Source organism: Halorussus sp. AFM4 (assembly GCF_051194995.1).
Classification (GTDB): domain Archaea; phylum Halobacteriota; class Halobacteria; order Halobacteriales; family Haladaptataceae; genus Halorussus.
In genome coordinates this window covers 448,295-474,823 of sequence record NZ_JBNTJT010000003.1, presented here as the reverse complement: position 1 = coordinate 474,823, position 26,529 = coordinate 448,295, and the positions used below count along the sequence as shown (strand labels likewise).

22 protein-coding genes are annotated in these 26,529 nt (G+C 70.3%); 10 read left to right on the top strand and 12 right to left on the bottom strand.

What is annotated here, in order from left to right; genetic code table 11:
• The first annotated feature begins 6 nt into the window (after window positions 1–6).
• The 3 genes from smc to ACQUQF_RS15415 all read left to right on the top strand — a co-directional run bounded on the left by smc (window position 7) and on the right by ACQUQF_RS15415 (window position 5,180).
• Complete coding sequence (smc, locus tag ACQUQF_RS15425) at window positions 7–3,594, top strand: chromosome segregation protein SMC (RefSeq protein WP_435179989.1); 3,588 nt, start codon at window positions 7–9, stop codon at window positions 3,592–3,594.
• Window positions 3,587–4,699: a segregation/condensation protein A gene (locus ACQUQF_RS15420; RefSeq protein WP_435179988.1), complete on the top strand. Its 1,113-nt coding sequence runs from the start codon at window positions 3,587–3,589 to the stop codon at window positions 4,697–4,699. Before smc ends, ACQUQF_RS15420 begins: the two co-directional genes overlap by 8 nt.
• Before the next feature lie 115 nt (window positions 4,700–4,814).
• A complete protein-coding gene (locus tag ACQUQF_RS15415) occupies window positions 4,815–5,180 on the top strand; it encodes a hypothetical protein (protein ID WP_435179987.1) in 366 nt (121 codons plus the stop codon).
• Between the two features lie 54 nt (window positions 5,181–5,234).
• On the opposite strand, the gene mtnP is transcribed toward ACQUQF_RS15415, so the two are convergent.
• The 3 genes from mtnP to ACQUQF_RS15400 all read right to left on the bottom strand — a co-directional run bounded on the left by mtnP (window position 5,235) and on the right by ACQUQF_RS15400 (window position 8,624).
• A complete protein-coding gene (gene mtnP, locus ACQUQF_RS15410; protein ID WP_435179986.1) occupies window positions 5,235–6,089 on the bottom strand; it encodes an S-methyl-5'-thioadenosine phosphorylase in 855 nt (284 codons plus the stop codon).
• Between the two features lie 142 nt (window positions 6,090–6,231).
• Window positions 6,232–7,791: an ATP-binding protein gene (locus ACQUQF_RS15405; protein WP_435179985.1), complete on the bottom strand. Its 1,560-nt coding sequence runs from the start codon at window positions 7,789–7,791 to the stop codon at window positions 6,232–6,234.
• Between the two features lie 119 nt (window positions 7,792–7,910).
• Window positions 7,911–8,624, bottom strand: a complete 714-nt coding sequence (locus tag ACQUQF_RS15400) for a phosphoribosyltransferase (protein ID WP_435179984.1) — start codon at window positions 8,622–8,624, stop codon at window positions 7,911–7,913.
• A 111-nt stretch (window positions 8,625–8,735) separates the two neighbouring features.
• Here ACQUQF_RS15400 and ACQUQF_RS15395 point away from each other — a divergent pair, with 111 nt between their 5' ends.
• Complete coding sequence (locus ACQUQF_RS15395) at window positions 8,736–9,644, top strand: PhzF family phenazine biosynthesis protein (protein WP_435179983.1); 909 nt, start codon at window positions 8,736–8,738, stop codon at window positions 9,642–9,644.
• A 169-nt stretch (window positions 9,645–9,813) separates the two neighbouring features.
• Here ACQUQF_RS15395 and ACQUQF_RS15390 read toward each other — a convergent pair whose 3' ends face one another.
• On the bottom strand, window positions 9,814–10,917 hold the full coding sequence (locus tag ACQUQF_RS15390) for a phosphotransferase family protein (RefSeq protein ID WP_435179982.1): 1,104 nt from the start codon (window positions 10,915–10,917) through the stop codon (window positions 9,814–9,816).
• A 114-nt stretch (window positions 10,918–11,031) separates the two neighbouring features.
• Window positions 11,032–11,463, bottom strand: a complete 432-nt coding sequence (locus ACQUQF_RS15385; RefSeq protein WP_435179981.1) for a hypothetical protein — start codon at window positions 11,461–11,463, stop codon at window positions 11,032–11,034.
• A 193-nt stretch (window positions 11,464–11,656) separates the two neighbouring features.
• Between ACQUQF_RS15385 and ppsA the strand changes: the two genes are divergently transcribed.
• From ppsA to ACQUQF_RS15370, 3 genes are all read left to right on the top strand, one after another.
• A complete protein-coding gene (gene ppsA, locus ACQUQF_RS15380; protein ID WP_435179980.1) occupies window positions 11,657–14,041 on the top strand; it encodes a phosphoenolpyruvate synthase in 2,385 nt (794 codons plus the stop codon).
• Between the two features lie 126 nt (window positions 14,042–14,167).
• Window positions 14,168–15,208, top strand: a complete 1,041-nt coding sequence (locus ACQUQF_RS15375; protein WP_435179979.1) for a hypothetical protein — start codon at window positions 14,168–14,170, stop codon at window positions 15,206–15,208.
• Window positions 15,209–15,361: 153 nt separating this feature from the next.
• Window positions 15,362–16,528, top strand: coding sequence for a 3-dehydroquinate synthase II (locus tag ACQUQF_RS15370; protein ID WP_435179978.1), 1,167 nt, complete (start codon window positions 15,362–15,364; stop codon window positions 16,526–16,528).
• Between the two features lie 103 nt (window positions 16,529–16,631).
• On the opposite strand, the gene ACQUQF_RS15365 is transcribed toward ACQUQF_RS15370, so the two are convergent.
• From ACQUQF_RS15365 to ACQUQF_RS15350, 4 genes are all read right to left on the bottom strand, one after another.
• Window positions 16,632–17,084 carry a DUF7575 domain-containing protein gene (locus ACQUQF_RS15365; RefSeq protein ID WP_435179977.1) on the bottom strand — a complete coding sequence of 151 codons (453 nt, stop codon included), beginning with the start codon at window positions 17,082–17,084 and terminating at the stop codon, window positions 16,632–16,634.
• Between the two features lie 124 nt (window positions 17,085–17,208).
• On the bottom strand, window positions 17,209–17,880 hold the full coding sequence (locus ACQUQF_RS15360) for a type I 3-dehydroquinate dehydratase (RefSeq protein WP_435179976.1): 672 nt from the start codon (window positions 17,878–17,880) through the stop codon (window positions 17,209–17,211).
• Window positions 17,881–18,263: 383 nt separating this feature from the next.
• Window positions 18,264–19,295: a DNA-methyltransferase gene (locus ACQUQF_RS15355; RefSeq protein WP_435179975.1), complete on the bottom strand. Its 1,032-nt coding sequence runs from the start codon at window positions 19,293–19,295 to the stop codon at window positions 18,264–18,266.
• A 119-nt stretch (window positions 19,296–19,414) separates the two neighbouring features.
• A complete protein-coding gene (locus ACQUQF_RS15350) occupies window positions 19,415–20,380 on the bottom strand; it encodes a transcription initiation factor IIB (protein ID WP_435179974.1) in 966 nt (321 codons plus the stop codon).
• 259 nt (window positions 20,381–20,639) lie between these two features.
• Here ACQUQF_RS15350 and ACQUQF_RS15345 point away from each other — a divergent pair, with 259 nt between their 5' ends.
• Both ACQUQF_RS15345 and yjjX read left to right on the top strand, forming a co-directional pair.
• Window positions 20,640–21,404 carry a cobalamin-binding protein gene (locus ACQUQF_RS15345; RefSeq protein ID WP_435179973.1) on the top strand — a complete coding sequence of 255 codons (765 nt, stop codon included), beginning with the start codon at window positions 20,640–20,642 and terminating at the stop codon, window positions 21,402–21,404.
• Between the two features lie 185 nt (window positions 21,405–21,589).
• A complete protein-coding gene (gene yjjX, locus ACQUQF_RS15340; protein WP_435179972.1) occupies window positions 21,590–22,108 on the top strand; it encodes an inosine/xanthosine triphosphatase in 519 nt (172 codons plus the stop codon).
• 53 nt (window positions 22,109–22,161) lie between these two features.
• On the opposite strand, the gene ACQUQF_RS15335 is transcribed toward yjjX, so the two are convergent.
• Window positions 22,162–24,012 carry a flippase-like domain-containing protein gene (locus ACQUQF_RS15335; RefSeq protein ID WP_435179971.1) on the bottom strand — a complete coding sequence of 617 codons (1,851 nt, stop codon included), beginning with the start codon at window positions 24,010–24,012 and terminating at the stop codon, window positions 22,162–22,164.
• Window positions 24,013–24,413: 401 nt separating this feature from the next.
• On the opposite strand from ACQUQF_RS15335, the gene ACQUQF_RS15330 reads away from it, so the two are divergent.
• Window positions 24,414–24,656: a DUF7123 family protein gene (locus ACQUQF_RS15330; RefSeq protein ID WP_435179970.1), complete on the top strand. Its 243-nt coding sequence runs from the start codon at window positions 24,414–24,416 to the stop codon at window positions 24,654–24,656.
• A 206-nt stretch (window positions 24,657–24,862) separates the two neighbouring features.
• Here ACQUQF_RS15330 and ACQUQF_RS15325 read toward each other — a convergent pair whose 3' ends face one another.
• Both ACQUQF_RS15325 and ACQUQF_RS15320 read right to left on the bottom strand, forming a co-directional pair.
• Window positions 24,863–25,735 carry an NAD-dependent epimerase/dehydratase family protein gene (locus tag ACQUQF_RS15325; protein ID WP_435179969.1) on the bottom strand — a complete coding sequence of 291 codons (873 nt, stop codon included), beginning with the start codon at window positions 25,733–25,735 and terminating at the stop codon, window positions 24,863–24,865.
• Window positions 25,736–25,765: 30 nt separating this feature from the next.
• A complete protein-coding gene (locus ACQUQF_RS15320) occupies window positions 25,766–26,380 on the bottom strand; it encodes a winged helix-turn-helix transcriptional regulator (protein ID WP_435179968.1) in 615 nt (204 codons plus the stop codon).
• Window positions 26,381–26,529 lie beyond the last annotated feature (149 nt).

Below are 26,529 nucleotides of genomic sequence, written 5' to 3'. Positions count from 1 at the left end.
GCAACCATGCACATCAAAAAGCTCGTCCTGGATAACTTCAAGAGCTTCGGACGACGGACCGAGATCCCGTTCTACGAGGATTTCACCACCGTTTCGGGTCCGAACGGCTCGGGGAAGAGCAACATCATCGACAGCGTCCTGTTCGCGCTGGGGTTGGCCCGGACGCGGGGGATCCGCGCCGAGAAGCTGACCGACCTCATCTACAACCCCGGCCACGCCGACGGCAGCGAGGAGTCGAGCGGGCCGCGGGAGGCCAGCGTCGAGGTCGTGCTCGACAACAGCGACGGTACGCTCGACCGGGCCCAGGTGGTCAATGCTGCGGGGTCGGAGAACGTCGACGCCGTCGACGAGATCACCATCAAGCGCCGGGTCAAGGAGACCGACGACAACTACTACTCCTACTACTACCTCAACGGCCGGTCGGTCAACCTCTCGGACATCCAGGACCTGCTGGCGCAGGCCGGGGTGACGCCGGAGGGGTACAACGTCGTCATGCAGGGCGACGTGACCGAGATCATCAACATGACGCCCCACGAGCGCCGCCAGATCATCGACGAGATCGCGGGCGTCGCGGAGTTCGACGCGAAGAAGGAGGACGCCCTGGCGGAGCTCGAGACCGTCAAGGACCGGATCGACGAGGCCGAGCTCCGCATCGAGGAGAAGCAGGAGCGGCTCGACCAGCTGGCCGACGAGCGCGAGACCGCCCTGGAGTACCAGGGGCTGCGCGACGAGAAGCAGGAGTACGAGGGCCACCTCAAGGCCGCCGAGCTCGAGGAGAAGCGCGAGGACCTCGCGCACACCCGCGAGGACATCGCCGACCGCGAGGACGAGCTGGCCGAGCTCCAGCAGGAGTTAGACGAGCGCCAGGGCAAGGTCATCCGGCTCGAGGACGAGCTCGAGGAGCTCAACGCCGAGATCGAGCGGAAGGGCGAGGACGAGCAGCTCCGCATCAAGAGCGAGATCGAGGAGGTCAAGGGCGAGATCTCGCGGCTCGAGGACGCCATCGAGTCGGCCGAGGAGAAGATCCAGGACGCCGAGAACACCCGCCGGCAGGCGTTCGTGGAGATCGACCGCAAGCAGGAGGACGTCGAGGAGCTCGAGGGCGACATCCGCGACATCAAGATCGAGAAGTCCTCGGTCAAGGCCGACGTCCAGCAGAAGGAGGCCGAGCTCGAGGAGGTCGAGGCCGAGATCGACGCCATCGACACCGAGTACGACGAGGTGAAGGCCGAGCTCGCCGAGCGCAAGGAGGAGCTCGAGGAGCACAAGAGCGAGAAGAACGACCTCCAGCGCGAGAAGGACCGGCTGGTCGACGAGGCCCGCCGGCGCTCGAACGCCGAGAGCGAGAAGGAGCGCGAGCTCGACGAGGCCCGCGAGTCCATCCCGGAGCTGGAGGCGAAGCTCGACGACCTCCAGGACGAGCTCGCCAAGGCCGAGCGCAACCGCGCCCAGATCGACGAGGTCGTCGAGGATCTCAAGCGCGAGAAGCGCGAGCTCCAGGACGACCTCGACGACGTCGAGGACGAGATCCAGGCCAAGCAGCAGGAGTACGCCGAGCTCGAGGCGAAGGCCGACCAGAGCGGCGACTCCTCGTTCGGCCGGGCGGTCTCGACCGTCCTGAACGCCGGCATGGAGGGCGTCCACGGCGCGGTCGCCCAGCTCGGCAGCGTCGCCGGGAAGCACGCCACCGCCTGCGAGACGGCGGCCGGCGGCCGGCTCGCCAACGTCGTCGTCGACGACGACGGCGTCGGCCAGCGCTGCATCGAGTACCTCAAGTCCCGGAACGCCGGCCGGGCTACCTTCCTGCCGCTGACCGAGATGCACACCCGCAACCTCCCGTCGGCGCCGTCGATGCCCGGCGTGGTGGACTTCGCGTACAACCTCGTCGACTTCGACTCCCAGTACGCCGGCGTGTTCGCCTACGTGCTCGGCGACACGCTGGTCGTCGAGGACATGGAGACCGCCCGGGACCTGATGGGCGACTACCGGCTGGTGACCCTCGACGGCGAGCTGGTCGAGAAGAGCGGCGCGATGACCGGCGGGTCGAAGTCCGGCTCGCGCTACTCGTTCTCGAAGTCCGGCAAGGGCCAGCTCGAGCGGGTCGCCCAGCGCATCAACGAGCTCGAGGACGAGCGCCGGTCGATCCGCGAGGACGTCCGGGACGTCGAGGACCGCCTCGACGACGCCCGCGACCGCAAGAGCGACGCCACCGACCAGGTCCGGTCGATCGAGTCGGACGTCGAGCGCACCGAGGCCGAGCTGGCCGAGGCCGAGCAGCGCATCGACGAGCTCGAGGACGAGCTCGAGGAGCTGGCGGCCGAGCGCGAGGAGGTCAACGAGCAGATGGCCGAGGTCGAGGAGCGGATCGACGAGCGCGGCGACGCCATCGCCGAGGTCGAGGCCGCCATCGCGGAGCTGGAGACCGAGCTCGAGGACTCCCAGATTCCGGAGCTGACCGCGAAGGCCGAGGACATCGAGGCCGAGATCGACGAACTCGAGGACCGCCTCGACGACCTCGACGGCGAGCTCAACGAGCTGCAGCTGGAGAAGCAGTACGCCGAGGACGCCATCGAGGACCTCCACGACGACATCGAGAAGGCCCAGAACCGGAAGGCCGAACAGGAGGAGAAGATCGCCGACCTCGAGAGCAAGATCGACGACCAGGAGTCGCTGCTCGAGGAGAAGCGCGAGGCGGTCGCCGAACTCGAGGACGAGCTCGCCGACCTCAAGGACGACCGCCAGGACGTCAAGGACGACCTCCGGGCGGCCCAGCAGGCCCGCGACGAGAAGCAGAACGAGGTCGAGACGGTGCAGAACCGCCTCGAGAGCCTCCGCCGGAGCGAGGAGCGCCTGGAGGAGGACGTCGCCGAGCTCGAGGCGGAGGTCGGCGAGTACGAGGCCGACGAGATCCCCGATCTGAAGGAGGTCGAGAAGAACATCGAGCGCCTCGAGCGCCAGATGGAGGAGCTCGAGCCGGTCAACATGCTCGCCATCGACGAGTACGACGAGGTGAAGGCCGACCTCGACGACATCGAGGAGCGCAAGTCGGTGCTCGTCGACGAGCGGGAGGCCATCCGCGACCGGATCAACTCCTACGAGGACCAGAAGAAGGCGACGTTCATGGACGCCTACGAGGCCATCGACGACCAGTTCCAGGACATCTTCGAGCGGCTCTCGAACGGGACCGGCGACCTCCACCTCGAGGACGACGAGGACCCCTTCGAGGGCGGGCTCACGATGAAGGCCCAGCCGGGCGACAAGCCCATCCAGCGCCTCGACGCGATGTCGGGCGGCGAGAAGAGCCTCACGGCGCTCGCCTTTATCTTCGCCATCCAGCGGTACAACCCCGCGCCGTTCTACGCGCTCGACGAGGTGGACGCCTTCCTCGACGCCGCGAACGCCGAGCGGGTCGGCGAGATGGTCGACGAGCTGGCGGGCGACGCCCAGTTCATCGTCGTCAGCCACCGCTCGGCGATGATGGAGCGCTCCGAGCGCGCCATCGGCGTCACGATGCAGGGCGACAACGTCAGCACCGTGACCGGCATCCAGCTCGGTGACGGCGACGGCGACGGGGAGGTGCCCGCCGATGACTAGGGAGACCCCGCAGGAGTCTCCGGATGCGAGCGGCGAGGAGCCACGCTCCCCGGAGAACGCGAGCGGCGACGACGCTCGCACCGACGGCGGCAAAATCCCGCTCAACATCGCGGGCCACGAAGAGGAGAAGCGCAAGCGCGAGGGCGACGAGGCCGACCCCTTCGGCGCGGGCGCCGACGACGGATCGCCAGATTCCGCCGGACCGACCTCCGACGAGAACGCGGCCGAGGGGGAGGTAGACGACTCGGACGCCATCCTGAGCGACGAGCTCGACGTGGACCCCGACCCCTCCGACGAGGAGGCCGAACCGGTCGAGCTGCTGGTCCAGCTGGCCGAGGACGGCGAGATCGAGCCGTGGGACATCGACATCGTCCGGGTGACCGACAAGTTCCTCGACCGGCTCGACGAGGCCGACCTCCGGACCTCGGGCCGGGCGCTGTTCTACGCCAGCGTGCTGCTCCGGATGAAGAGCGACGCGATGCTGGCCGACGACGACGAGGACGAGGAGCCCGAGGACCCGTGGGACGAGTGGGGCCCGGGCGCGGACGCGCCGATGGACCCCGCCGACGGCGACTTCGCGGACTTCGACCCGGTGGCCAAGCTCGAGGACGAGATGGAGCGCCGGCTCGACCGCAAGACCGCCCGCGGCACGCCCGAGACGCTCGACGAACTCGTCCACGAGCTCCGGGAGCGCGAGCGCGGGTCGTGGTGGAAGGACTCCCGGAGCTACGACACCAGCGACTCGCCGTCGGGGTTCCAGCGCGGCACCCAGACGCTCGACTACCGGATGGACGACGACATGCGGGTCGACGAGGAGCCCTCGGCCGACGACGTGACCGGCACCGCCCACGAGGAGGACATCGAGGCGGTCATCGACGAGGTGCGCGAGGAGCTCCGGAACCACTACGACCGGGGCCGCGACGAGGTGCTGTACGCCGAGATCGACGAGATCGGCGGCTCGCGCATCCAGACGTTCCTGGCGGTGCTGTTCCTCTCGCACCGCGGGACGGTCACCCTGGAGCAGGACGACCTGTTCGGCGACCTCTGGGTCATCGACGGCGAGGCGACCGACGGGACCGAGACGCCGGAAGCCATCGCCGACTGAGACGCGTCGTCTCCCCCGACGGGGCGACGTCGCTCGCCGTCCCCGCTGCGGTTCTCGCGTCCGCGATCCGACACGGCCCACAAGAGACAACCGCCGAGAGCGACAACCGCGAACCATGATTGCCGACCCCTCGGACCTCGTCTCGGACCTGCGCGACGACGTCGGCGAAGGACTGCGGGTCGTCGGCGAGTACTCCGCGGAGGGCTACGACCTCCACTACGTGCGGGAGGACGTCCGACCCAAGGTCGAGGAGATGAACACCGACCGCGTCCACCGCGAACTGGTGTTACAGGGCGTCGGCCGGGAGTACCTGGAAGACCTGTTCGACGCCGGGTCGCTCCAGTGCTCGGTCCACCGGTTCGACGAGCTCGCGGCCTACCACTTCGTCCGCGACGAGAACACGGGCGGCTACGTGAGCGTCGATACCGGCGCCACCGTCCGGCCCGGCTCGCTGGTCGAGACGGTCGGGCGGTACCTCTGACGGCCCGCGGGCCGACGTCGCGGGACGGCGACCGCGCCCCCGCGTCCGCCGACCTCAGTCCAGGTACTCGCCGACGAACAGGTCGACGCGCTCGCGGGTCTCCTCCGGAATCGCCTCGGTCGGCGTGTTGATCGTTCCTTCCAGCGCGTGGTCGCAGTCGCAGTCGCGCTCGTCGGGCATGTTCCGGACCGCGTGCTCGACGACCTCCTTGATGGCGTCCTCGTTCTCGGCGGCGTTGTCCAGCACCTCCTGGAGGGTGACCTCGCTGTCCTCCTTCCAGACGTCGTAGTCGGTGACGCCCGTGACGGTGGCGTAGCACATCTCGGCCTCGCGGGCCAGTTTGGCCTCCGGGATGGTGGTCATCCCGATGACGTCCCAGCCCTGGTCGCGGTAGAACTCGCTCTCCGCGCGGGTCGAGTACTGGGGCCCCTCGATGCAGACGTAGGTGCCGCCTTTCTCCGAGTCGGCGGCGGTCGCGGTCTGGCACGAGTCGGCCAGGTGCTCGACCATGTGCGGGCAGTAGGGGTCGGCGAACGGCATGTGGACCACGATGCCGTCGCCGAAGAACGTGGAGTCGCGGTGCTTGGTCCGGTCGAAGATCTGGTCGGGGACCAGCAGCGTCTGGGGCGGCAGGTCCTCGCGGAGGCTGCCGACCGCGTTGGACGACAGCACGCGCTCGACGCCGACCTGCTTGAGCGCGTGGATGTTGGCCTTGTACGGCGCGTTGGTCGGCGTGTGCTGGTGGTCGGGGCCGTGGCGCGGCAGGAACGCCACCTCCTCGCCGGCCAGTTCGCCGATGGTGACCGGCGCGCTCGGGTCGCCGAACGGCGTGGTGATCTCCTCCTCACGGGTGTTCTCCAGGGGGAGCGCCTCGTAGATGCCGCTGCCGCCGATGAAGCCTATCGTCATGGGGAACACTCCCGGCGGCGGCTACTAAACGGCTCTCCTTTCGGGCCGTCCCTCGTCGCGGAGACCGACACCCACCGCGTCGAAGCCCCAGTCCGCGGCGGACCCAGACCGAGCGGCGCTGCCGGTCAGCGCGCACCGAACCTCACGTCTCGCCGGTGCGCTCTCCGTCTGCAGTCCCGTCCGGCCGGTCCACGTCGGTGAACTCGAAGCGCGCGCCGCCCTCGTCGCTGTCGGTGACCGCACAGGTCCAGCCGTACGCGTTCGCGAGCTGAGTGACGAAGGTGAGACCGAGCCCCATGCCGTTATCCCCGGTCGTGTAGCCCGACTCGAACACCTTCTCCCGCTCTTCCTCCGGGATGCCCGTCCCGTCGTCGGCCACGTAGAACCCGCCCGGGAGGTCGCCGACCCGGACCGTCACGCCCGACCGGTCGTTGCCCTCCACGTCTTCGGCCATCGGCTGACGGCTCGTCGAGCCGTGCTCTACAGCGTTCCGGAACAGGTTCTCGAGGAGGTGCTGGAGGTGAATCGGGTCCGCCGCGACGCTCCGATCGGTTTCGACCGCGAACTCCGATTCGTCCGCCGCCACGTCCGCCCACGCCTCCGCGGCGACGTCGGCCAGCTCGACTGCCTCCCGGTCGATCTCCGAGTCGCTGCCCCGGGCGATGACGAGGAGGACGTCGATCAGCTCCTCGATGCGGTCGAGTGCGGCCGCTACCTCCTCGGCGGCGGCCGCGTCGCCGTCGGCGGCCGAGTCGCTGTAGAGCTGCGCGATGGTCAGCGGGTTGCGGAGTTCGTGGGCGAGCATGCTGGCGAACGACTCGAGGCGTTCGTTCTGGCGCTGGCGTTCGAGCTCCGCGCTCACCCAGTTGCTGAGCAGTTCGACGAACGTCACCTCCCAGTCGGAGAAGTCCGCGGACCGAGCCTCCATGTCGTAGAAGCAGAACGTCCCGTACGGCTCCCCGTCGACGGTCACCGGTGCACCGAGGTAACAGGAGATTCCCCACTCGGCGTTCCCCGCGCGGTCGGCTAACTCCGGCGCGTCCGTTTCGACGTCGTTGAGGACCAGCGTCCGCTCAGTCGCGACGACGCGCTCGCAGTTCGTCGCCTCCACGGGCACCGCGTCGCCCGGCTGGAGGTCGGCGTCGTCCGGGCACGCGACCGCCTCGAAGACGTACCGATCGCCCCGGACGTGCGAGAGCGTCGCGTAGTCCGTTCCGACTGCATTCCGCACGACGTCGAGGAGCGCGTCGACCTGTTCCGGGAACGAGAGGTCGGGGTCCGCGATGACCTCGTAAGCGCGGCGCAGGGACTCCTCCCGGGACTCGAGGGTATCCTGCTTCCCGACGCGGTCCGAGATGTCGCGGAGGTAGACGGACAGCCCCGTCTCCGAGGGGTACGCCCGCACCTCGAACCACGTATCGAGCGGCGGGTGGAACGCCTCGAACGTCACCGGGTCCTGGGTTTCCATCGCGCGCTCGAGCTCCGGCCGAAACGTCGACGCGACCGCGTCGGGTAACTCCTCCCAGACGACGCCCCCGCACGGAGTCTCCGGGTCGGAGTCGAAGACGCGCTCGGCCCGCTCGTTGAGATACGTCAACCGCCACTCCCCGTCCGACGCGAAGACGGCGTCGGTGACGCGAGCGAAGACGTCCTCCGCCGAGACGTCGTCGTGCCGGCCGTCCGGCCGAACGTTGTCGCTCATCCGCTTACAAGAATTGGCCTCGCCGCATAAATCTCTCGCCAGTTCGGGGCTTCCGGCCGAACACGACGATCCCGGTCACCAGTGCCGGGAACGTAGTTTCCTCGCCGTGGACCGACCGCTCAGGCCTGGACGCCCTCCTCGTTCTCGACCAGCCGCCACTCCTCGCCGTCGTCCGCGAGCACTCCCCGACGGACCATCTCGTCGAGCACCTCGTCCATCCGGTCTGGCTGGGCGATCTCCATCTCGATGCGCTCGATCTCGTGGTACTCCGAGAGCAGGTGGCGGATCTCCTCGGTGGTGAAGGCGTCGCCGTCGGCCTTGTCCATCACGCCCGAGGTCAGGTCGATCATGTCCTCGATGAAGTTCCAGGGGTAGACCACCCACGTCCACTCCTCCAAGCGCTCGCCGATGTAGTCGGGCTCGAACTCGCTCGTCTGGAGCAGCTGGAGCGTGGCGGTCCGGACCTCCCCGGCGTCGCGGTCGGTGACGTACTCGTAGGCGCGCTCGATGGAACCCCCGGTGTCGGCGATGTCGTCGATGATGAGGACGTCCTTCCCCTCGACGCTCCCCTCGGGCATCGGGTAGCGCACCTCGGGCTCGCCGGCCTTCTCGGCGGTCCCGACGTAGTGTTCCATCTTGAGGCTGGTCAGGTCGTCCAGTCCGAGGAAGTCGCAGATGCACCGCCCGGCGAACCACCCGCCGCGGGCCAGCGCGACCACCACGTCCGGTTCGAAGGAGTCGCCTTTCACCTGGTCGCTGACGTCGCGGCAGAGACCGTAGATGTACTCCCAGTTCGTAATCGTACATTTGAACTCGTCGGGGAGTTCGCTCATACCAACTCGGGACTCGCACTCCTGCGCACTTAACGATTTACAGGCACTCCCGCGCGCAGTCCTCGATTCCGACGAACAAATTACTAAGGGAGGCGGCCCATCGTCCCGACCATGGACACGCGACGCGCGCTGCTGGTCGACGCCTTCACCGACGACCCCTTCGCCGGGAACGCCGCCGGCGTGGTGCCCGACGCCGACGGGCTGACCGACGACCAGATGCAGGCCATCGCCGCGGAACTGGCCGTGAGCGAGACCGCCTTCCTCCGCGGGAGCGACGCCGCCGACCGCCGGGTCCGGTACTTCACCCCGACGACGGAGGTCGACCTCTGCGGGCACGCCACCATCGCCTCCCACGCCCGCCTCCACGAAGACGGGGTCGTCGACCCCGGGACCCACAGCCTGGAGACCAACGTCGGCGTCCTCGACATCGAGGTCGGCGACGACGGGACGGTCTGGATGACCCAGGACGACCCCGAGATCCGCGAGGTCGACGCCGACTACGACCGGGTGGCCGACGCGCTCGGGGTCGACCCCGCGGCGCTCCGGGACGTCGGCGCCGACCTCCCGCTCGCGGTCGCCTCGACCGGTCTCCCGTTCCTGGTGGTGCCGGTCAACTTCCTCGAACACGTCGGCGGGATGGACCCCGACCACCGGAAGATCGAGGCGATCAGCGAGGACGTCGAGGCCACCGGCATCTACGCCTTCACGTTCGACGCCGTGGACGCCGACTCGACGCTCCACGGCCGGATGTTCGCGCCCGCCGCCGGCGTGCCCGAGGACCCCGTGACGGGCACCGCCAGCGGCGCGACCGGGGCGTACCTCCGGGAGTACCGGGCCTTCGACGGCGAGTTCCCCGACGAGATGGTGTTCGAGCAGGGCCACTTCGTCGACCGACCGGGCCACGTCCGCGTGCGCGTGGGCGACGAGGTCCGGGTCGGCGGCAGGGCGGCCACGGCGTTCGAGGGCGAGTTGCGGGTCCCCGAGGCCGAGGACGACGACATCATCGACGCGACGGGGTAGGGCCCGGCAAGAGGACCGGCCCACTCGGTGCCCCAGAGACCCCGGTGCGCGCTGGTGGTGCGAGGCCGTGCGGTAACTCGTTTGTGACGGCAGTAGCTACCTGTACTTTCTTGACACCGCTTCGCGCGGGTGTCACGGACGAACCTTCAGTTCAACCGATTTCGAGCCCTCAGTCCACCAGGTCCAGCACCGCCCGCCGGTTCCGCTCGGCGACCGCTTCGCGCTCGGACTCCGGAAAGTCGCCGTACCACAGCGAGAACCAGCCCAGCGGGAAGAGCCGCGTCACGGCCAGGTAGAGCTCGCGCCGGCGCTCGGCGTCGGGGTCCCGCGGTAGCTCGCCCGTCTCCTCGTAGCCCTCGCGAAGTGCCGTACCGACGCGCTCCCGGAGCGGGTCGCCGTGGGCCGCCCACCCGCTGAGGTACTGCTCGGCGACGACGAGGTTGTACTGGGCCTCCATCGCGTGGGCGTTCCCCCAGTCGAGCACCGCCCGGGTCTCGCCGGTCGCGGGGTCGACCAGCAGGTTCCCCAGTCGGTAGTCGTCGTGGCCCAGTACCGGCGCGACGCCGCCGTCGGGTGCCCGGCCGTCGGGGAGCGCGTCGAGGCGGTCCTCGACGAACGCCCGGAGGTCGGGTTCGAGGTCGGCGAACCGGCCGCGGAGGTCGTCGAGGCAGTCGTCGGCCGTCGACTCGACCCGGTCGCGCCACGAGTCGGTCGCGGCGTCGCCGACCGCGAGGGTCCGTCCGTCGACGGCGATGCTACCGGCGGTCTCGTCGGTGCCGTCGGTACCGTCCCGCCCCGGCTCTCGCTCGACGTCCCGTGCGAGCCGGATCGGGCCGAACCGCTCGAACTCGCCGAGACCGTGGAGTTCGCCGAGCCAGCGCCCGGCGTCGCGGGCGATCCGCTCCATCGCGTCGGCGGGCAGCTCTCGCGCCCCGTTCTCGCGGACCTCGCCGTCGCGGCGCTCCATCAGGAAGAACGGCGCGGGCAGGTCCGGGTGGTCGTCGACCGCGCCGAGGACGCTCGGCACGGGGATCGACGTCCGGCGGTCGGCCAGCGTCAGCAGGTACGGTTCGGGCCGGAAGGCCTCGGGGTCGAGGAACTCGCAGGCCTTCAGGACGCACTCGCGGGGACCATCCGGCGTCTCGACGTCGAGGAAGTAGACGAGGTCGGTGCCCCCGTCGGCGGGCGCGGCCTCGCGGAGCGACCACTCGGGGCGCACCTCGCGGAGCATCCGCCGGAGGGTCGCGTCGGCCGGCGCCTCGTCGGTGTCCATGCTCCCGGAGTCGGGGGCGCGCGGTAGAAGTCTTGCCCCGGTTCGGGTGACGGTAACGATGCAGCGACCCGGAGGCGCACACCCTCGAAGCGGGGCGAACACCTCGGACCGAACTCAGTCCTGGTCGCCGAACTGGAACTCCTCGGCGGTGTCCTCGCGCTTGAGCTCCGACACCTGGCGGCGGGTCTCGGAGACGTCGTGCTCGACCTCCGAGAGGCGCTCGTCGAGCACCGACAGGATCTCGCTCTTGACCTTCTCGCTGTCGAAGCGCTCGCGCATCTGCTCCTCGACCGCGGCGGTGAACACCCGCACGAAGGCCGCGACGCTGCCGATCGCCCAGACCAGCACGCCGAGGACCGCGACCGCGAGGCCGGGCGCGGCGGTCGTCAGCGCCGCCGAGAGCGCCGCGCCGTTCGCCAGTCGTTCGTACCCGTCGCCGATGCCGAGGACGACGCCCGCGCCGACGAGCGCGCCACCGACCAGGGCGGCGGCGCCGGCGAGGACGACGTAGTACACTGCCCACCGAAGCGAGCGTTTCGCGTCCATGCGTGGGTGAGGCCGACCCGGGGTCATAAACCCATCCGATTTCGTGTCGGTGAGCGGAGAACTTCCGGCGGCCGCCGGACCGGTCGTCGCGGCGTTCCCGTGGCCGAGAGAATATCCGGTTTCGAGTTAATATTCTCCCCTCCGGCCGGTCGGAACATTCTTTATTCGCCTTCCTGTTCTCTCACATGCACCAATGGCTGTACTCTGGCTGGACGAAATCACCGCGGACGACCTCGAACTGGTCGGCGGGAAGGGCGCGTCGCTGGGGGAGCTCACCGGCGCGGGCCTGCCCGTTCCCTCGGGGTTCGTGGTTTCGGCCGGCACCTACCGCTCGTTCATCGAGGAGACCGGCATCGCGGAGGAACTGTTCGAGGCCGTGGACGTCGACACCGAGGACTCCGCGGCGCTCGCCGAGGCCCAGTCGCGGGCCAAGGAGCTCGTGCTGGAGACCGAGATGCCAGAGGAGATCCGCCGGGAGATCCTCGACTCCTACGACGACCTGGGGGACGACGAGGCGTTCGTCGCGGTCCGCTCCTCGGCGACCGCCGAGGACCTCCCCGACGCCTCGTTCGCGGGCCAGCAGGAGACGTTCCTCAACGTGACCCGCGAGGACCTCGTCGACCGGGTCAAGCGGTGCTGGGCGTCGCTGTTCACCCAGCGGGCCATCTACTACCGCCAGGAGAAGGGCTTCGCCCACGACGTGGTCGACATCGCGGTCGTCGTCCAGCGGATGGTCGACGCCGAGAAGTCCGGCGTGATGTTCACCAGCCACCCCTCGACCGGCGCGCCCAAGATCATCATCGAGGCCGCCTGGGGGCTCGGCGAGGCGGTCGTCTCCGGGTCGGTCTCGCCCGACAACTACGTCGTCGACCGCGAGACCGGCGCGGTCGAGGAGGTCACCGTCGCCGACAAGAAGACCAAGATGGAGAAGGACGAGGAGACCGGCGAGACCGTCGAGCGCGAGGTCTCGGAGGACCTGCGCGAGGCCCAGGTGCTCGACGAAGGCGACATCGAGCGCCTCGTGGAACTGGGCGAGTGCGTCGAGGACCACTACGGCAATCCCCAGGACGTCGAGTGGGCCATCGTCGACGGTGAGGTCTTCATGCTCCAGTCCCGCCCCATCACGACCATCGACGACGCCGACAGCGAGATCGCGACCGACGCGGAGGCGAGCGCCAGCGGCGCGAGCGACACCGTCGCGGACGCGAACGGCGCCAACGGCAGCCCGACCGAGGGCATCACCGACGGAAGCGGCGGCGTCGAGGCCGCCAGCCCCGGCGGCGACGCCGGGGGCGCGTCGGGCAGCGGCGACGTCCTGGTCTCCGGGCTGGGCGCGAGCCCCGGCATCGCGTCGGGCGCGGTCCGGATCGTCGACCAGCTCGACCAGCTCGACAAGGTCAGCGACGGCGACATCATCGTCACCGAGATGACCACGCCCGACATGGTGCCCGCGATGAAGCGGGCGGCGGGCATCGTCACCGACGAGGGCGGCATGACCAGCCACGCCGCAATCGTCTCCCGGGAGCTGGGCGTGCCGGCGGTCGTCGGCTCGACCGACGCCACCGAGACGCTGACCGACAACCAGCGCATCACCATCGACGGCGACAAGGGGACGGTCACCGAGGGCCGGCGCCAGACCGACCAGGAGCGCGAGCCCATCGAGGAGGCCCGGCCGAAGACCCCGGTCAAGCCGATGACCGCGACCGAGGTGAAGGTCAACGTCTCGATCCCGGAGGCCGCCGAGCGCGCCGCGGCCACGGGCGCCGACGGCGTGGGACTGCTCCGGATGGAGCACATGATTCTCTCGACCAACAAGACGCCCGCCAGGTACATCGAGGACCACGGCGTCGACGCCTACGTCACCGAGATCGTCGAGGGGGTCCGGACCGTGGCCGACGAGTTCTACCCCCGGCCGGTCCGGGTCCGGACGCTCGACGCGCCCACCGACGAGTTCCGCCAGCTCCAGGGCGGCGAGGACGAGCCCGACGAGCACAACCCGATGCTGGGCTACCGGGGCATCCGGCGGAGCCTCGACCGGCCCGACGTGTTCGCCCACGAGCTCGAGGCGTTCGCCCGGCTCTACGAGATGGGCTACGACAACGTCGAGATCATGCTGCCGCTGGTCAACGACGCCGAGGACGTCATCCAGGCCCGCAACCTCATGGCGGAGGCGGGCATCGACCCCGACAAGCGCACCTGGGGCGTGATGATCGAGACGCCGGCCTCGGCGCTCGGCGTCGAGGAGATGGCCGAGCAGGGCATCGACTTCGCCTCGTTCGGCACCAACGACCTGACCCAGTACACGCTCGCGGTCGACCGCAACAACGAGAACGTCGCCGACCGGTTCGACGAGCTCCACCCCTCCGTCCTGCAACTCATCAGCCAGACCATCGAGACCTGCCGGGCCCACGGCGTCGACACCTCGATCTGCGGCCAGGCCGGCTCGAAGCCCAAGATGGTCCAGCACCTGGTCAACGAGGGGGTCTCGTCCATCTCGGCCAACATCGACGCGGTCCGCGACGTCCAGCACGAGGTCAAGCGCGTCGAACAGAAGCTGCTGCTCGACTCGGTGCGGTAGGGCCGCTCCGGCGGCCGATATCGACCGGGTAAGCCCGACTTAGTCCGGATAATCGGTGGCTAAATCGAGAAAACGTCCCGGCATGGTACCGTCCGTTTATGGGTGCCGGCGACGGAGTACGAGGAAATGGATGCCCGTCGAGTCGCACTGCTCCTCGTAGCCCTGATGGTCGTCGTCGCCGGCTGCGCGGGCGGCGACCCGCCCGACGGACCCGACCGGGCGACCGCGACGACGACTCCGCCCGCCGGGACGCAGACCGGCGCCGGGAGCGAGCCCGCTCCGCCGGGGACCGCGACCACCACCGCGAACGCCTCGTCGAACGAGTCGCTCCCGCCGGGGGTCAACCGGACCGGCGTCGAGGACCCGTCGGCGCTGGTCGCCGCCCACCGGACCGCGCTCAACAACACCAGCTTCGCCTTCCGGTTCCACGCCAACGTCTCGGTCGGCCCGGCCAGCCAGTGGACCCGCCAGCGCGGCGCCGTCGAGGCCGGGCTGTCGCCGCTGATCGTCCACTCCGACAGCGTGCGCCGCCTCGGCGACGGCGGGACCCGGGTCGCCACCGACCTCTGGGCCAACGAGACGGCGGTGGTCGTCCGGTACCGCGGGACCAACCGGACCGAGCTCCGGCGGTACAACCGGAGCGGCGAGAACGTCGCCGACGAGACGTGGGCCCACCTGCCGCGGGCCGACCTCGACTCGCAGGTCACCCAGTCGTGGCTCATCGAGCTCGCGCTGGCCGCCGGCGAGTTCGACGTGGCCGGCGTCGAACAGCGGGACGGACGGACCGTGACCGTCCTTCGAGCGAACCGGGCCGTCGAGGCCGAGAACTACACCGACTTCGACGCCACGGTCGTCGTCGACGCGGCCGGCCAGGTCCACTCGCTGTCGCTGACCGCGGCCTACGCCGGTGACGACGCGACCCGCGTCCACTACGAGTTCGCGCTGACCGAACTCGGCGGCGTCACCGTCGAGCGCCCGACGTGGGTCGAGGCCGCGAGCCCGCCGACCACGACCGCCGGCGACGGGACCGCGACGACAGCCGCCAGCGGAGGCGGGACGACCGCGGCGGGCGGCGGCGAGACCGCGGCGCCGAACGGGACCGCAACGCCGAGCGACACCGAGACCGCGGCGCGAGGCACGTCGACGACGACCGACAGCTCCGGCTGAGTCCCCGCTCGTCGAGGACCCGGATTCCCTCGCTGCTCCGCCGACCGGGCTCCCTCTCCCCGTTCTCTGTCGTCGGCCGGGTTCCGAGTCGGTCGCACCATACGTCGCATCCGCCACGTTCAAGCCGTCTCGCTGCAAGCGTGGGAACATAACATGACACGCTCCGTGTGGCTCAAGGCCGACGACGCGGTCGGCGACTGGGACGACCGCCGCAGACGGATCACGGCGGGACTCGAAGCGGGCGTCGACTGGGTGCTGGTCGACGCCGCCGACGTCGAACGGGTGCGCGAGCTCGGCGACGTCAACGTCGCGGCGTTCACCGACGGCGACGCCGAACTCATCGACGAGGCCGAGTCCGGGGCCGACCCGGACGCCTTCGTCGTGGGCAAGGACGGCGAGGGCGACGGCACCGTCGACCTCCCCTCGGACTTCTCGGGGTCGGCCGACCTCTCGACGCTCCGGCGCGACGACGAGCGGGCCGAGGGCGCGTACGTCCGCATCCTGAGCGAGGACTACGAGGCGTTCGCCGAGGCGGCCGCCGAGGAGGCCGACTACACCATCGTCGTCGGCGAGGACTGGACCATCATCCCGCTGGAGAACCTCATCGCGCGCATCGGCGAGGAGACCGACCTCGTCGCGGGCGTCACCTCCGCCGAGGAGGCCAGGACCGCGTTCGAGACGCTCGAACTCGGCAGCGACGCGGTGCTGCTCGACTCCGACGACCCCGACGAGATTCGCGAGACCGTCGAGGTCCGCGACGAGGCCGAGCGCGAGCGCCTCGACCTCGACTGGGCGGCGGTCACCGCGGTCGAGCGGGTCGGCAGCGCCGACCGGGTCTGCGTCGACACGGGCAGCCTGATGGACCACGACGAGGGGATGCTCGTCGGGTCGATGTCCCGGGGCCTGTTCTTCGTCCACGCCGAGACCGCCGAGTCGCCGTACGTCGCCTCCCGGCCGTTCCGGGTGAACGCGGGCGCGGTCCACGCCTACGTCCGGACGCCCGACGGCGGCACCAAGTACCTCGCCGAGCTCAAGTCCGGCGACGAGGTCCAGGTCGTCGACCTCGAGGGCCGGACCCGCGAGGCGACGGTCGGCCGGGTCAAGATCGAGAAGCGGCCCATGTTCCGGGTCGAGGTCGAGTTCGACGACGGCGACCGGGTCGAGACGCTGCTCCAGAACGCCGAGACCATCAAGGTCGCCACCCGCGACGGCCGGACCGCGGTCACGGACCTGGCCGAGGGCGACGAGCTCCTGGTGTTCCGCGAGGGCGGCGCCCGCCACTTCGGCGAGACCGTCGAGGAGAGCATCATCGAGAAGTAGCGCGGACCGCGTCCGGGCGAGAGCCCTCCGTTCGAGAGTCGCTGTTCAGGACTCCCTCGTGCAGGGCCAGGTCGGTGAGAGACCGCTTCCGTTCGAATCGACGTCAGCGCGAGACGGCGTTGCTCTCCGTCGGCCCGTTCGGCCCGTCCCGCTCGGGGAGCGGGGTGGTGCACCACTGGCAGAAGTCGAGGTCGTCGTCGACCGGCTTGCCGCAGGCCGGGCACTGCTCGCCGTCCTCCTCGTCGCTCCGGGTCTGGAGCGCCAGCCAGTAGGCGTCGATGGCGCTGAACGCCCGCACGACCCAGATGGGCACCAGCGCCTCGAGCGGGAGGTCGCTGGTCGCCTCCATCGCGGCGTCCATCGCGGCGCCGACGCTCGTCGCGCCGGTCAGCGCCGCGTCCGGGAGCGGCACGAACAGCAGCACCGCGCTGACCGCGAAGGCGAACCACATCGCCGAGCGCAGCCACTCCCGGATGTAGACGTGGCCGAGTCCGGGCAGGAGGAACGACAGCAGCGCGCCCAACCACGGACGCTTCTCGGATTTCGTACGGGTCACTAGTCGCGGGTAGCCGACCGACGTTAATAAATGCTGTCCCCTCAGGCCGGTCTTAGCGGTCAATGTGGGCGTTCTATTTTAACTCCTCGCCGGTTCCGCGCATCGGGCGGGCCGGTTCGCCGGGTCACGACAGCTCGTCGACCAGCCGCGCCAGCGTCGCGAGGTCGTACTGGCCCGGCGCGGTGGCGTCGGCGGGATCGACCGGCGCGTAGCCGATTTTCGAACCGTAGAGCGGCGCGACAGCCCGCGAGTGGCGGCCGGGCGCGCCCATCGCCATCGTGGCGACGCGCTCGCCCGCGGCGGCGAACTCCCGGGTCACCGCCAGCAGGTCGAGCACGTCGTCCCGGCTCTCTGCCGTGACCGCCAGCTTCCCCACGTCGCCGCGGTCGGTGGCGGTCTCGAGCGTCCCGCGCAGGTCGGGTCTCGGCGGCGTGCGCTCGAAGTCGTGGACCGAGGCCACGACGGCGGTGCCGGCCCGGCGGGCGCGCTCGGCCACGCGCTCGCCGTCGCCGGCGGTCAGCGACCGGAGCTCGACGTCGACCGCGCCGACGCAGGCCAGTTCGGCGGCCTCCGCGAGCGCCGCCAGGCGGGCCTCGTCGTCGTCGGCCTCGCCGCCCTCCCACGCCGCCCGGTTGGTCGCGAGCACGGGGAGCTCGCCGCCGTAGTCGTCGAGCGCGGCCAGCGGGTCGTCGGCGAGGTCCATCCGGAACTCCACCGCGTCGGCGTGCTCGCGGGCCCGGGGCTCGGCGCCGAGGTCGGCGAGGCTCGCCGCGAGGACGAACTCCTCGAAGTCCATGTGGGGGTGTGTGTCGGGGGTGCGGAAAAGTGTACCCGTTGGTCGCGAGCGGGTGGACGTGTCGCTGCGACGAAATCGGATTCGAACAGAGGTAGCTAGCTACTGCCGTCACAACTGTACCGCACACCACCGCCACCGCAACCGCGGGCCTCACACCTCCCCGGCCTCGGCGGCCGCCTGAACACCGTCGGACGAACCGCGTCCGACGAGCCTGCGCGCACTTCGCTTGCGCAGACGCGGCCGCCTCCACCGTCAGAGCACGCTCTGACGGGCCTGCGTTCACTTCGCTCACGCAGACCTCGCACGCTTGGCGCGGACACTGACGGGCCGCGCCAGCGCGCGCCGAACGACCGAAATCGGCAGTCGACACTCGACGAATCGCCTCACTCCCCGCCGAACTCCTCGTGGGAGACCACGTAGCGGTCGCCGTCGCGCTCGCAGTCCGCCACGGTGTAGAGCTGTATCTGTCGCTCCTGGCTGGTCTTGACCCGGAAGTCGTAGTTCTCGGCCTCGTAGGCGAGCTCCTCGCCCTCGGCGAACTCCCGGTGGTCGGCCAGCCGCTCGCGGTTGCGCTCGTCGGCGAACGACTCGACGCCCGTCAGGCGGTCGTCGAACACCTCCCGGAACTCCCGGCTGAGCTCGTAGCCAACCGAGTCCCGGCCGGCGACCATCGCCGCCAGGGAGGTGGTCCCGGTGCCCCAGAAGGGGTCGAGCACCGTGTCGCCGTACACCGAGTACATGTTGATCAACCGGTAGGGGAGCTCGAAGGGGAACGCGCCCGACCGCTCGCGGAGCTCCGCGTGGTCCAACTGCTGGGCCTCGCCCCGGACGTCGGTCCACAGGTCCGAGAACCAGTCGTTGCGCTCCTCCCAGAAGTAGGCCGCCTCGTAGCGCCGGTCGGCGCCGGCCTCGAACGACCGGGACTCCCCGCCGTTCCGGAAGAGGAGGACGTACTCGTGTTCGAGGGTGGCGTAGGCGTTGGGCGGCACCATCCCCGAGCCCATGAACTTGGTGAGGCCGTTGGCCGGCTTGCGCCACAGCACGTCCGGCAGGAGGTCGAACCCCCGCTCGCGGAACCGCGAGATGAGCTCGGCGTGGTTGGGGTAGAGCTGGAACCCCTCGCCGCCGTTGCGGGTGGCGTCGCCGACGTTGACCGCGGCGACGCCGCCGTCGACCAGCACCCGCGCGAGCTCGTCCCAGACCGGGTCGAGCGCGTCGTGCATCGCCTCGAACGCGGCGTCCGAGTCGCCCGCGTCCAGCAGGTCGGCGACGTCGGGACGCAGCTCGGCGAACAGGTCGTCCCACATCTCGATCATGGGGTACGGCGGCGAGGTCACGACGAGCTCGACCGCGTCGTCGTCCAGCGCGGCCATCTCGCGGGCGTCGCCGACGTGGATGCGGTGTTCGGTCTCCATCCGCTCTGTAACCCACTCGTCGGGCGGACTGAACTCTCTTTCGGTTCCGAACTGTGTGGAACTAGAGAACTGTGCGGGGTCCGCGGCGCGCCGGCCGCGGGGACTCTCGGACGACCGTCTCAGGCCATCGCCGGGGCCTCTTCGGCCTCCAGCAGCTCGTGGTAGCGGTTCCGGATGGTGACCTCGCTGATGTCGGCCACCTCGCTGACCTCGGCCTGGGTGGTCTTCTCGTTGGTCAGCAGCGCGGCGGCGTAGACGGCGGCCGCGGCGAGGCCGACCGGCGACTTGCCGCTGTGGACGCCCTTCTCCTTGGCGGTCTGGAGCAGCTCGCGGGCGCGGTGCTCGGCCTCGTCCGAGAGGTCGAGCCCCGAGGCGAACCGCGGGACGTAGCTCTCGGGGTCGGCGGGCTTGACCTCGAGGTTGAGCTCGCGGACCACGTAGCGGTAGGTCCGGGCGACCTCGCTCTTCTCGACCCGCGAGACGTCCGCGATCTCGTCGAGGCTGCGCGGGACGCCGGCCTGGCGCGCGGCGGCGTAGACGCAGGCGGTCGAGACGCCCTCGATGGAGCGGCCCGGCAGGAGGTCCTCGTCGAGCGCCCGCCGGTAGATGACCGAGGCGGTCTCCCGGACGTTGTCCGGCAGCCCGAGCGCGGAGGCCATGCGGTCGATCTCGCCGAGGGCCTGCTTGAGGTTGCGCTCCTTGGAGTCGCGGGTGCGGAACCGCTCGTTCCACTTGCGCAGCCGCTGCATCTTCTCGCGCTGGCGCGACCCCAGCGAGTTGCCGTAGGCGTCCTTGTTGCGCCAGTCGATGTTGGTCGACAGCCCCTTGTCGTGCATCGTGTTGGTGGTCGGGGCGCCCACCCGGCTCTTCTCGTTCTTCTCCTTGGAGTCGAACGCGCGCCACTCCGGCCCGCGGTCGACCTGGTCCTCGTCGACGACCAGGCCGCACTCCTCGCAGACGGTCTCGCCGTGCTCGGTGTCGGAGATGATGTTGCCGCCGCACTCCGGGCACGCGGTGGACTCGTCGGTCTCTCGCTCGCTCTCTTCCTCTTCGGCTCGCTTGACTCTAGTGCTGACGTCGGACATGATGGCTCCTCGTTGACGGACAAGGCGTCGGCTACCGGGCAGGGAAAACCTGGAAAACCCCGGGCTCGGTTGCTTGACCTTGCGTTGTTCCGAAAGGTATTTAGTATTTTCGGAACTTCCTTGCTAGGGTCTCGTGAACGGGTGGCACACACCCCGAAACGTCGGTCTCCGCCGCCGACGGGATAATTTTAAGCACCCGTCCGTTGGACGAGCGCGGTCGGCGGTCGATTTAACCATCGGGGGTCCCAACCCGACGGTGATGGCAGCCCATCCCGAGCGGATCGTCTCGCTGGCCCCGAGCGCGACCGAGATCCTGCGGGCGCTCGACGCGACCGACCGCCTCGCGGGCGCGACCCACCACTGCGAGGCCGACGTCCCCGCGGTCGGCGGGTGGCTCAACCCCGACTACGACGCGGTCGCCGACCTGGACCCGGACCTGGTCCTGACCGCGGACGACCTCCAGGCCGACGTCGCGGCCGACCTCCGGGAGCGGGGTCACGAGGTGTTCCACGCCGCGCCGACCGCGCTCGACGAGGTGGTCGAGTCGTTCGCCGAGCTGGGGGCGGCGGTGGGGCTCCCCGACGAGGGCGCGGCGCTGGCCCGGCGGGCCGGGCACCGCCTCGACCGCGTCCGGCGGCTGACGCCCGACGACGGAGCCGACCGGCCGGTCGTCTACTGCGAGGAGTGGTCGGACCCGCCGATGGCCGCGGGCAACTGGGTGCCCGAGGCGGTCGAGACCGCGGGCGGGCGCTACCCCTTCGTCGACCCGGGCGAGCGCTCCCGGGAGGTGTCGGCGACCGAGGTCGAGACCGCCGACCCCGACCACGTCGTGCTCCACGTCTGCGGCCACGGCGCCTGCGCCGACCCGGCCGCCGTCGCCGATCGCGACTGGGACCTCTCGGCGGTCGACCGAGGCGACGTCCACGTCCTCGACGACTCGCTGCTCAACCAGCCCAGCCCCCGCCTCGTGGAGGGCATCGAGACGCTGGCCGGGACGCTCCACGGCGACGCGCTCGGCTCGTGAGGCCTATCTGTATCCATCTCACCGGCAACCCGGGACGCGCTCGGCGGGGCTAGCGACAGTCTGGGTGGACTGAACGGGGCCGGCCGGCGGCATTCTGACCGCCCTCTCCGATGGAGGCGGGAGGCGTAGCCGCGACACGACGAGAGAGCGTAACCGCCAAGTCCGCCGGGAGTCATCACACGGCCATGCGAGTCGGCGTCGGCAGCACCAACCCCGTGAAGCGCGCCGCGACCGAGGCCGCCCTGGGCGAGTTCCCCGGGACGGCGGTCGAGTCGGTCGGGGTCGAATCGGGCGTGAGCGAACAGCCTCGCGGCGAGCGCGAGACCGTCGAAGGCGCGGAGAACCGCGCGCGCAACGCCCTCGAAGCGGGCGACTTCGACCTCGGCGTCGGGCTCGAGGGCGGCGTCGCCGAGGTCGACGGCGCGGAGGGGCTCTTTCTCATCATGTGGGCGGCCGCCACCGACGGCGACCGCGTCGGCAGGGGCGCCGGCCCCCGACTGCGGCTCCCCGAGTCCATCGCCGTCAGAGTCCGCGACGGCGAGGAGCTCGGCCCCGTCATGGACGACGTGCTCGACATGGAGAACGTCGCGGAGAAGCAGGGCGCGGCGGGCGCGCTGACCGCGAACGCCATCGACCGCGAGGGCGCGCTCCGCCAGGCGGTCGCGGGCGCGCTCGGCCCGTTCGTGACCGACCTGTACGAGTAGGTGCGCCTCCGGAGCGGCGGTCGGCGCGTCGATAGAGAAGGGAGTCCGGCGAGTCAGTCGTCGGTCGGCTCCGCCGGGTCCGCGGCGGCCCGCGCGTCCTTGCTCTCCTCGACCGCGGTGGTCAGCGAGACGTTGAGCCAGAGCATCGACGCCACGCCGCCGACCAGCGTCACGATGTTCTTGACCGCGTGGTCGAGGATGGCCGCGCCGAGCGCGACGCTCCAGCCCAGCGGAGTCAGCCCGACCACCAGCAGGGTGAACGCGCCCTCGTAGAGGCCGACCCCGCCGGGCGACAGCGGCAGGACCTTCGCGAGGTTGCCCACGCTGACCGCGAAGAAGCACACGCCCGCGAGCAGCGGGATCGGGAGCTCGACGCTCGGGAACGCGCTCAGCACGAGCAGCGCGGTCACCACGTCGAGCGTCCAGATGGCGAGGCTGCTGGCGCCCACCGTGAGGAAGGCGCTGCGGTCGCCCGCGACCGTCTGGACGTCGCCGGTGAACCGCTCGATGACGCCCGCGACGTAGTCGGCGTACGAGTCGTTGCTGAGCCGGGAGACCACGCCCCGGACCAGGTTGCGGTCCGACCGGGCGCTGGCGACGATGGCCGCGACCGCGAGGATGGCCGCGAGGCCGACCCCGCCCGCGACGTAGAGGGCGGTCTGGCCGGCCGCGCCGTAGTCGCCGCCCTCGCCGCCGGTCGGGGCCGACCCGAACAGGGTCGACTCGAGCCCGGCGGTCGCGCCGCTGAGCGCGAGGCCGACGAGCACCACGCCCGCCAGCATCGTGATGGTCAGCAGGTCGAAGACCCGTTCGACCGCCAGCGACGCGAACCCGGTCGGGTACGGGATCGACCGCCGGGCCTTCACGACGTAGGCCCGGACCGCGTCGCCCGCCCGCGCCGGGAACACGAGGTTGCCGGTCTGGCTCACGAAGATGGCCCCCGTCAGGAAGCCCGCGTCCTCGGTGTAGTCCAGCTCCTCCAGGATGTCCTTGTACCGCGTCCCGCGGAGGGGCCACGAGATGACGTACACCAGCGCGGCCAGCGCGACCAGCGCGGGGTCGGCCGCGCTCATCTGGGCGACGACCTCCTCGAGCGGGAGGTACTGGCCCATCAGCAGCACCGCGACGACGGTCAGGAAGACGCCGGCCGCGATCGACACCCGGCGGGTGATGCGGGGCTGGACCGAGAACTCCCACCAGCACCGCATGATCTGGCTGCCCATCCCGAACACGTCCCGGACGATGTCGACCTTCGAGTCGCCCTTCGGGGTCCAGTCGACCGCGAACTCCTTGACGTCGTAGCCCCGGCGCTGGGCGCGCACCAGCACCTCGGTGTCCCAGAACCAGTGCTCGTCCTCGACGTCCTCGAGCACGTCGAACAGCGCGGTCCGGTCGAACGCCTTGAACCCGCACTGGTGGTCCCGCATCTCCGACCCGAGGAACGTCCGGGTCAGGCCGTTGAACCCCCGGCTCGCCACGTCGCGCTTGGCGGGCCTGCTGGCCTCCTCGCCGGGCATCCAGCGCGACCCGGTGGCGAACTGGTACGCCCCCGACCGGACGCTCTCGACCAGCTCCTCGAGGTGCTTCATGTCCGTCGCGAGGTCCGTGTCGAAGTACACCAGCGTGTCCCCGTCGGCGGCCTCGAACGCCCGGTTCAGCGCTCCCCCGCGGCCCAGCCGCTCGTCGCTGTGGTAGTGCCGGACCCGCGGGTCGTCCGCGGCCATCCGGTCGGCGATCTCCGGGGTGCGGTCGTCGCACCCGTCCTCGGCGACGATGACCTCGAACGTCCCCGCGGGGAGGAACTCGTCTAGCGTGGCGAGCGTCGTCTCGACCGTGTTCTCGATCGTCGCCTCCTCGTTGTAGGCCGGGAGGACGACGCTCACCTCGACTGCACGACCGCTCATTATCGAAGAGACTCAGTCCGGTCGCGTAAGTACCTTCTGCTCCGTTGCGGGCGCTTCACGGGTATAGGCCGCTCTTTGCGGCGTCGTTCATCCGTTTTCGGTCGCCGTTCAGCCCAGTTCAGTCGGAAACGCCTCGTGGAAGCGAGTCCAGCCGACGTTACGTCCGGTAATCCGGGATTATCCCCGGCTCTCGCCCCGCTCCGGTCGGCCGGGACCGAGGGTCGCGCGGAACGACCGCGAACAGACACGTCCGGGAAATTCCGGATTAACCAGCCGTACCAACGGACCCCCGGGGGATGGTTTAGTACGATATTTATTCCAGGAAAATAGCAAGACGGCGTGGCGTTAACTCCTCGTACCAAATCCACTAAGGCGATCTCCGTCCAAGCGAGAGGTACGTCATGAGCACGACCGCAACTGCTGGCACGACCACCCTGACCGACAAGCAACAGCGCATCCTCCAGTTCCTCCGCGAGAAGGGCCAGATGAAGACCTACTTCAAGTCCCGGCTCATCGGCGAGGAGCTCGGCATGACCGCCAAGGAGGTCGGCGCGAACATGACCGCCATCGCCGACGGCGAGTTCGACGTTGACGTCGAGAAGTGGGGCTACTCCTCCTCGACGACCTGGAAGGTCACGGTCTGAGCCGACGGACGCGACACCCGAACGCGGTAGTTGCCGGCGCGCTCGGGGGAGGTGGGTTCCGCCGTCCGTCCTCCGGTCCACGTCGTCCGCCCGCGATTCCCGCCGTCCACTTCCCGGTCCCCGCCGTCCACCCTCCGCTCCGCGCGTTTCCGGCCCTCAACTTTCCTATCTTCGACCCGACCGCTCACAGCGGCCGCCACGATCACTCACAGCGACCGCCACGACCGCTCGGGCGACCAGCCCAGCAGTCGCCGGGCCTTCCCGGTGTCGAGGAGGCTCTCGTGGCCCTCGAACGCGGCGCGGACCTCGGCGTCGTAGAGTTCTGCGAGCTCCGCGCTCGGCGCGTCGACGGTCGTGTCGGCCGCGGCGCCGAAGAACGCCTCGTGGCCCGCGAAGTCGGCCTCCAGTGCCCGGACCGCGAGGTCAGTCGCGTCGTCGAGGTGGACGTAGGCGAACAGGGTCTTGCGGGCCGTCTCGAAGAAGCCGGCCTCGCGGACCGCGTCGAGCGACCGGTCGGCCGCGGCGAACTCGTCCCGGAGCTTGGCCCCGGTCGCGACGAGCGGAAACCGGAGCGAGGCGACGGTCGTCGGCGCGCCCGCACGCCGGCCGAACCCGTCGCCGACCACCTCGGCGACCCGCTTGCCGAGCCCGTACGGGTTACTCGCTGTCAGCGGGTGGGCCTCGTCGACCGGGAGGTAGCGCACGTCGACCTCCGGCTCGAACCCCGCGCCCAGCGCCGAGAGGCTCGACGCCAGGACCACCGTCTCGATGCCCAGGGCCTCGGCGGCCGCCAGCACGTGGTAGGTCGTCTGGACGTTGCTCCGGAAGGTGACGTGGCCCGGCGACTCGTCGGGACGGGGAATCGTCCCGAAGTGAGCGACGGCGTCGGGGTCGGCGCTCGCGAGCGACCCGTACACCTCGCCCGGGTCGAGCAGGTCGGTCCGGAGGTACCGATCGGCGGCGTCCTCGCGGCGCTCGCCCCGGCTGAGGTTCGCGGTCCGGTACCCCCGGTCGGCGAGCGCCGCGAGCAGCGCCGAGCCGATCTCGCCGTTCCCGCCGGTGACGGCGACGGTGTCCATAGAGAAAGACGGGGCGGGGCGACCGAAAAGCTACGGGTCGAACGAGATGAGGCCGTCGGCCTGCGCGGCGAACGTCGCGGCGTCGGCGCCGAACGAGTCGGCGTACCGCACGAGCAGCGTGATGACCGTCTCGGGCTCGCTGACCGCGTAGCCGTCCTCGCGGTCGAGCAGTCCGGCCTCCTCCAGGTCGGCGGCGTACTTGCTCACGGTCGGTCGCGACACGTCCAGGGCCGCCGCGAGGTCGCTGCCCGTCGCGTCGGGGTCGCGCAGCAGCTCGATGAGCATCCCCCGCGGGGTGTCCCGCCGGAGGTAGCCCAGCGCGACCTGCTCGAACGGGGCGAACTGCTCGGCCGGGTAGAACCGGCGGTAGTCGCCGTCCCGGCGGCTCTCGACCACCTCGGCGTTGAGCAGCTGTCGGAGGTGGTGCTGGGCCTCCCCCGTCCCCAGTTTGAGGTCGTCGCGGATCTTCGAGAAGTGCGCGCCCGGGGTGGTGGCGACGTAGCCCGCGATGGCGTCGCGGGCCTCGCTCTCGCCGCCGGCCTCGCCGTCGCCGCCGAACTTGGCGAGCGGCGTCGCGGCCCCCAGGACCGCGAACCGGCGGAGGGTCGCCCGCTTATTTTCATCCACTTCGGAGCGCTCAACCATCTACAGGAGAACTGTCGTCGCGGGGGCCTAAAACACCTTCGGCTGGCAGACCGTCGCACGCCCGACTAATCCGGATATAGGCCGTGCGTACGCCGCGCGTGGGCTCGCGGCGGCTCCGGGAATCGCGTTTCAATGCTGGATAACTATTT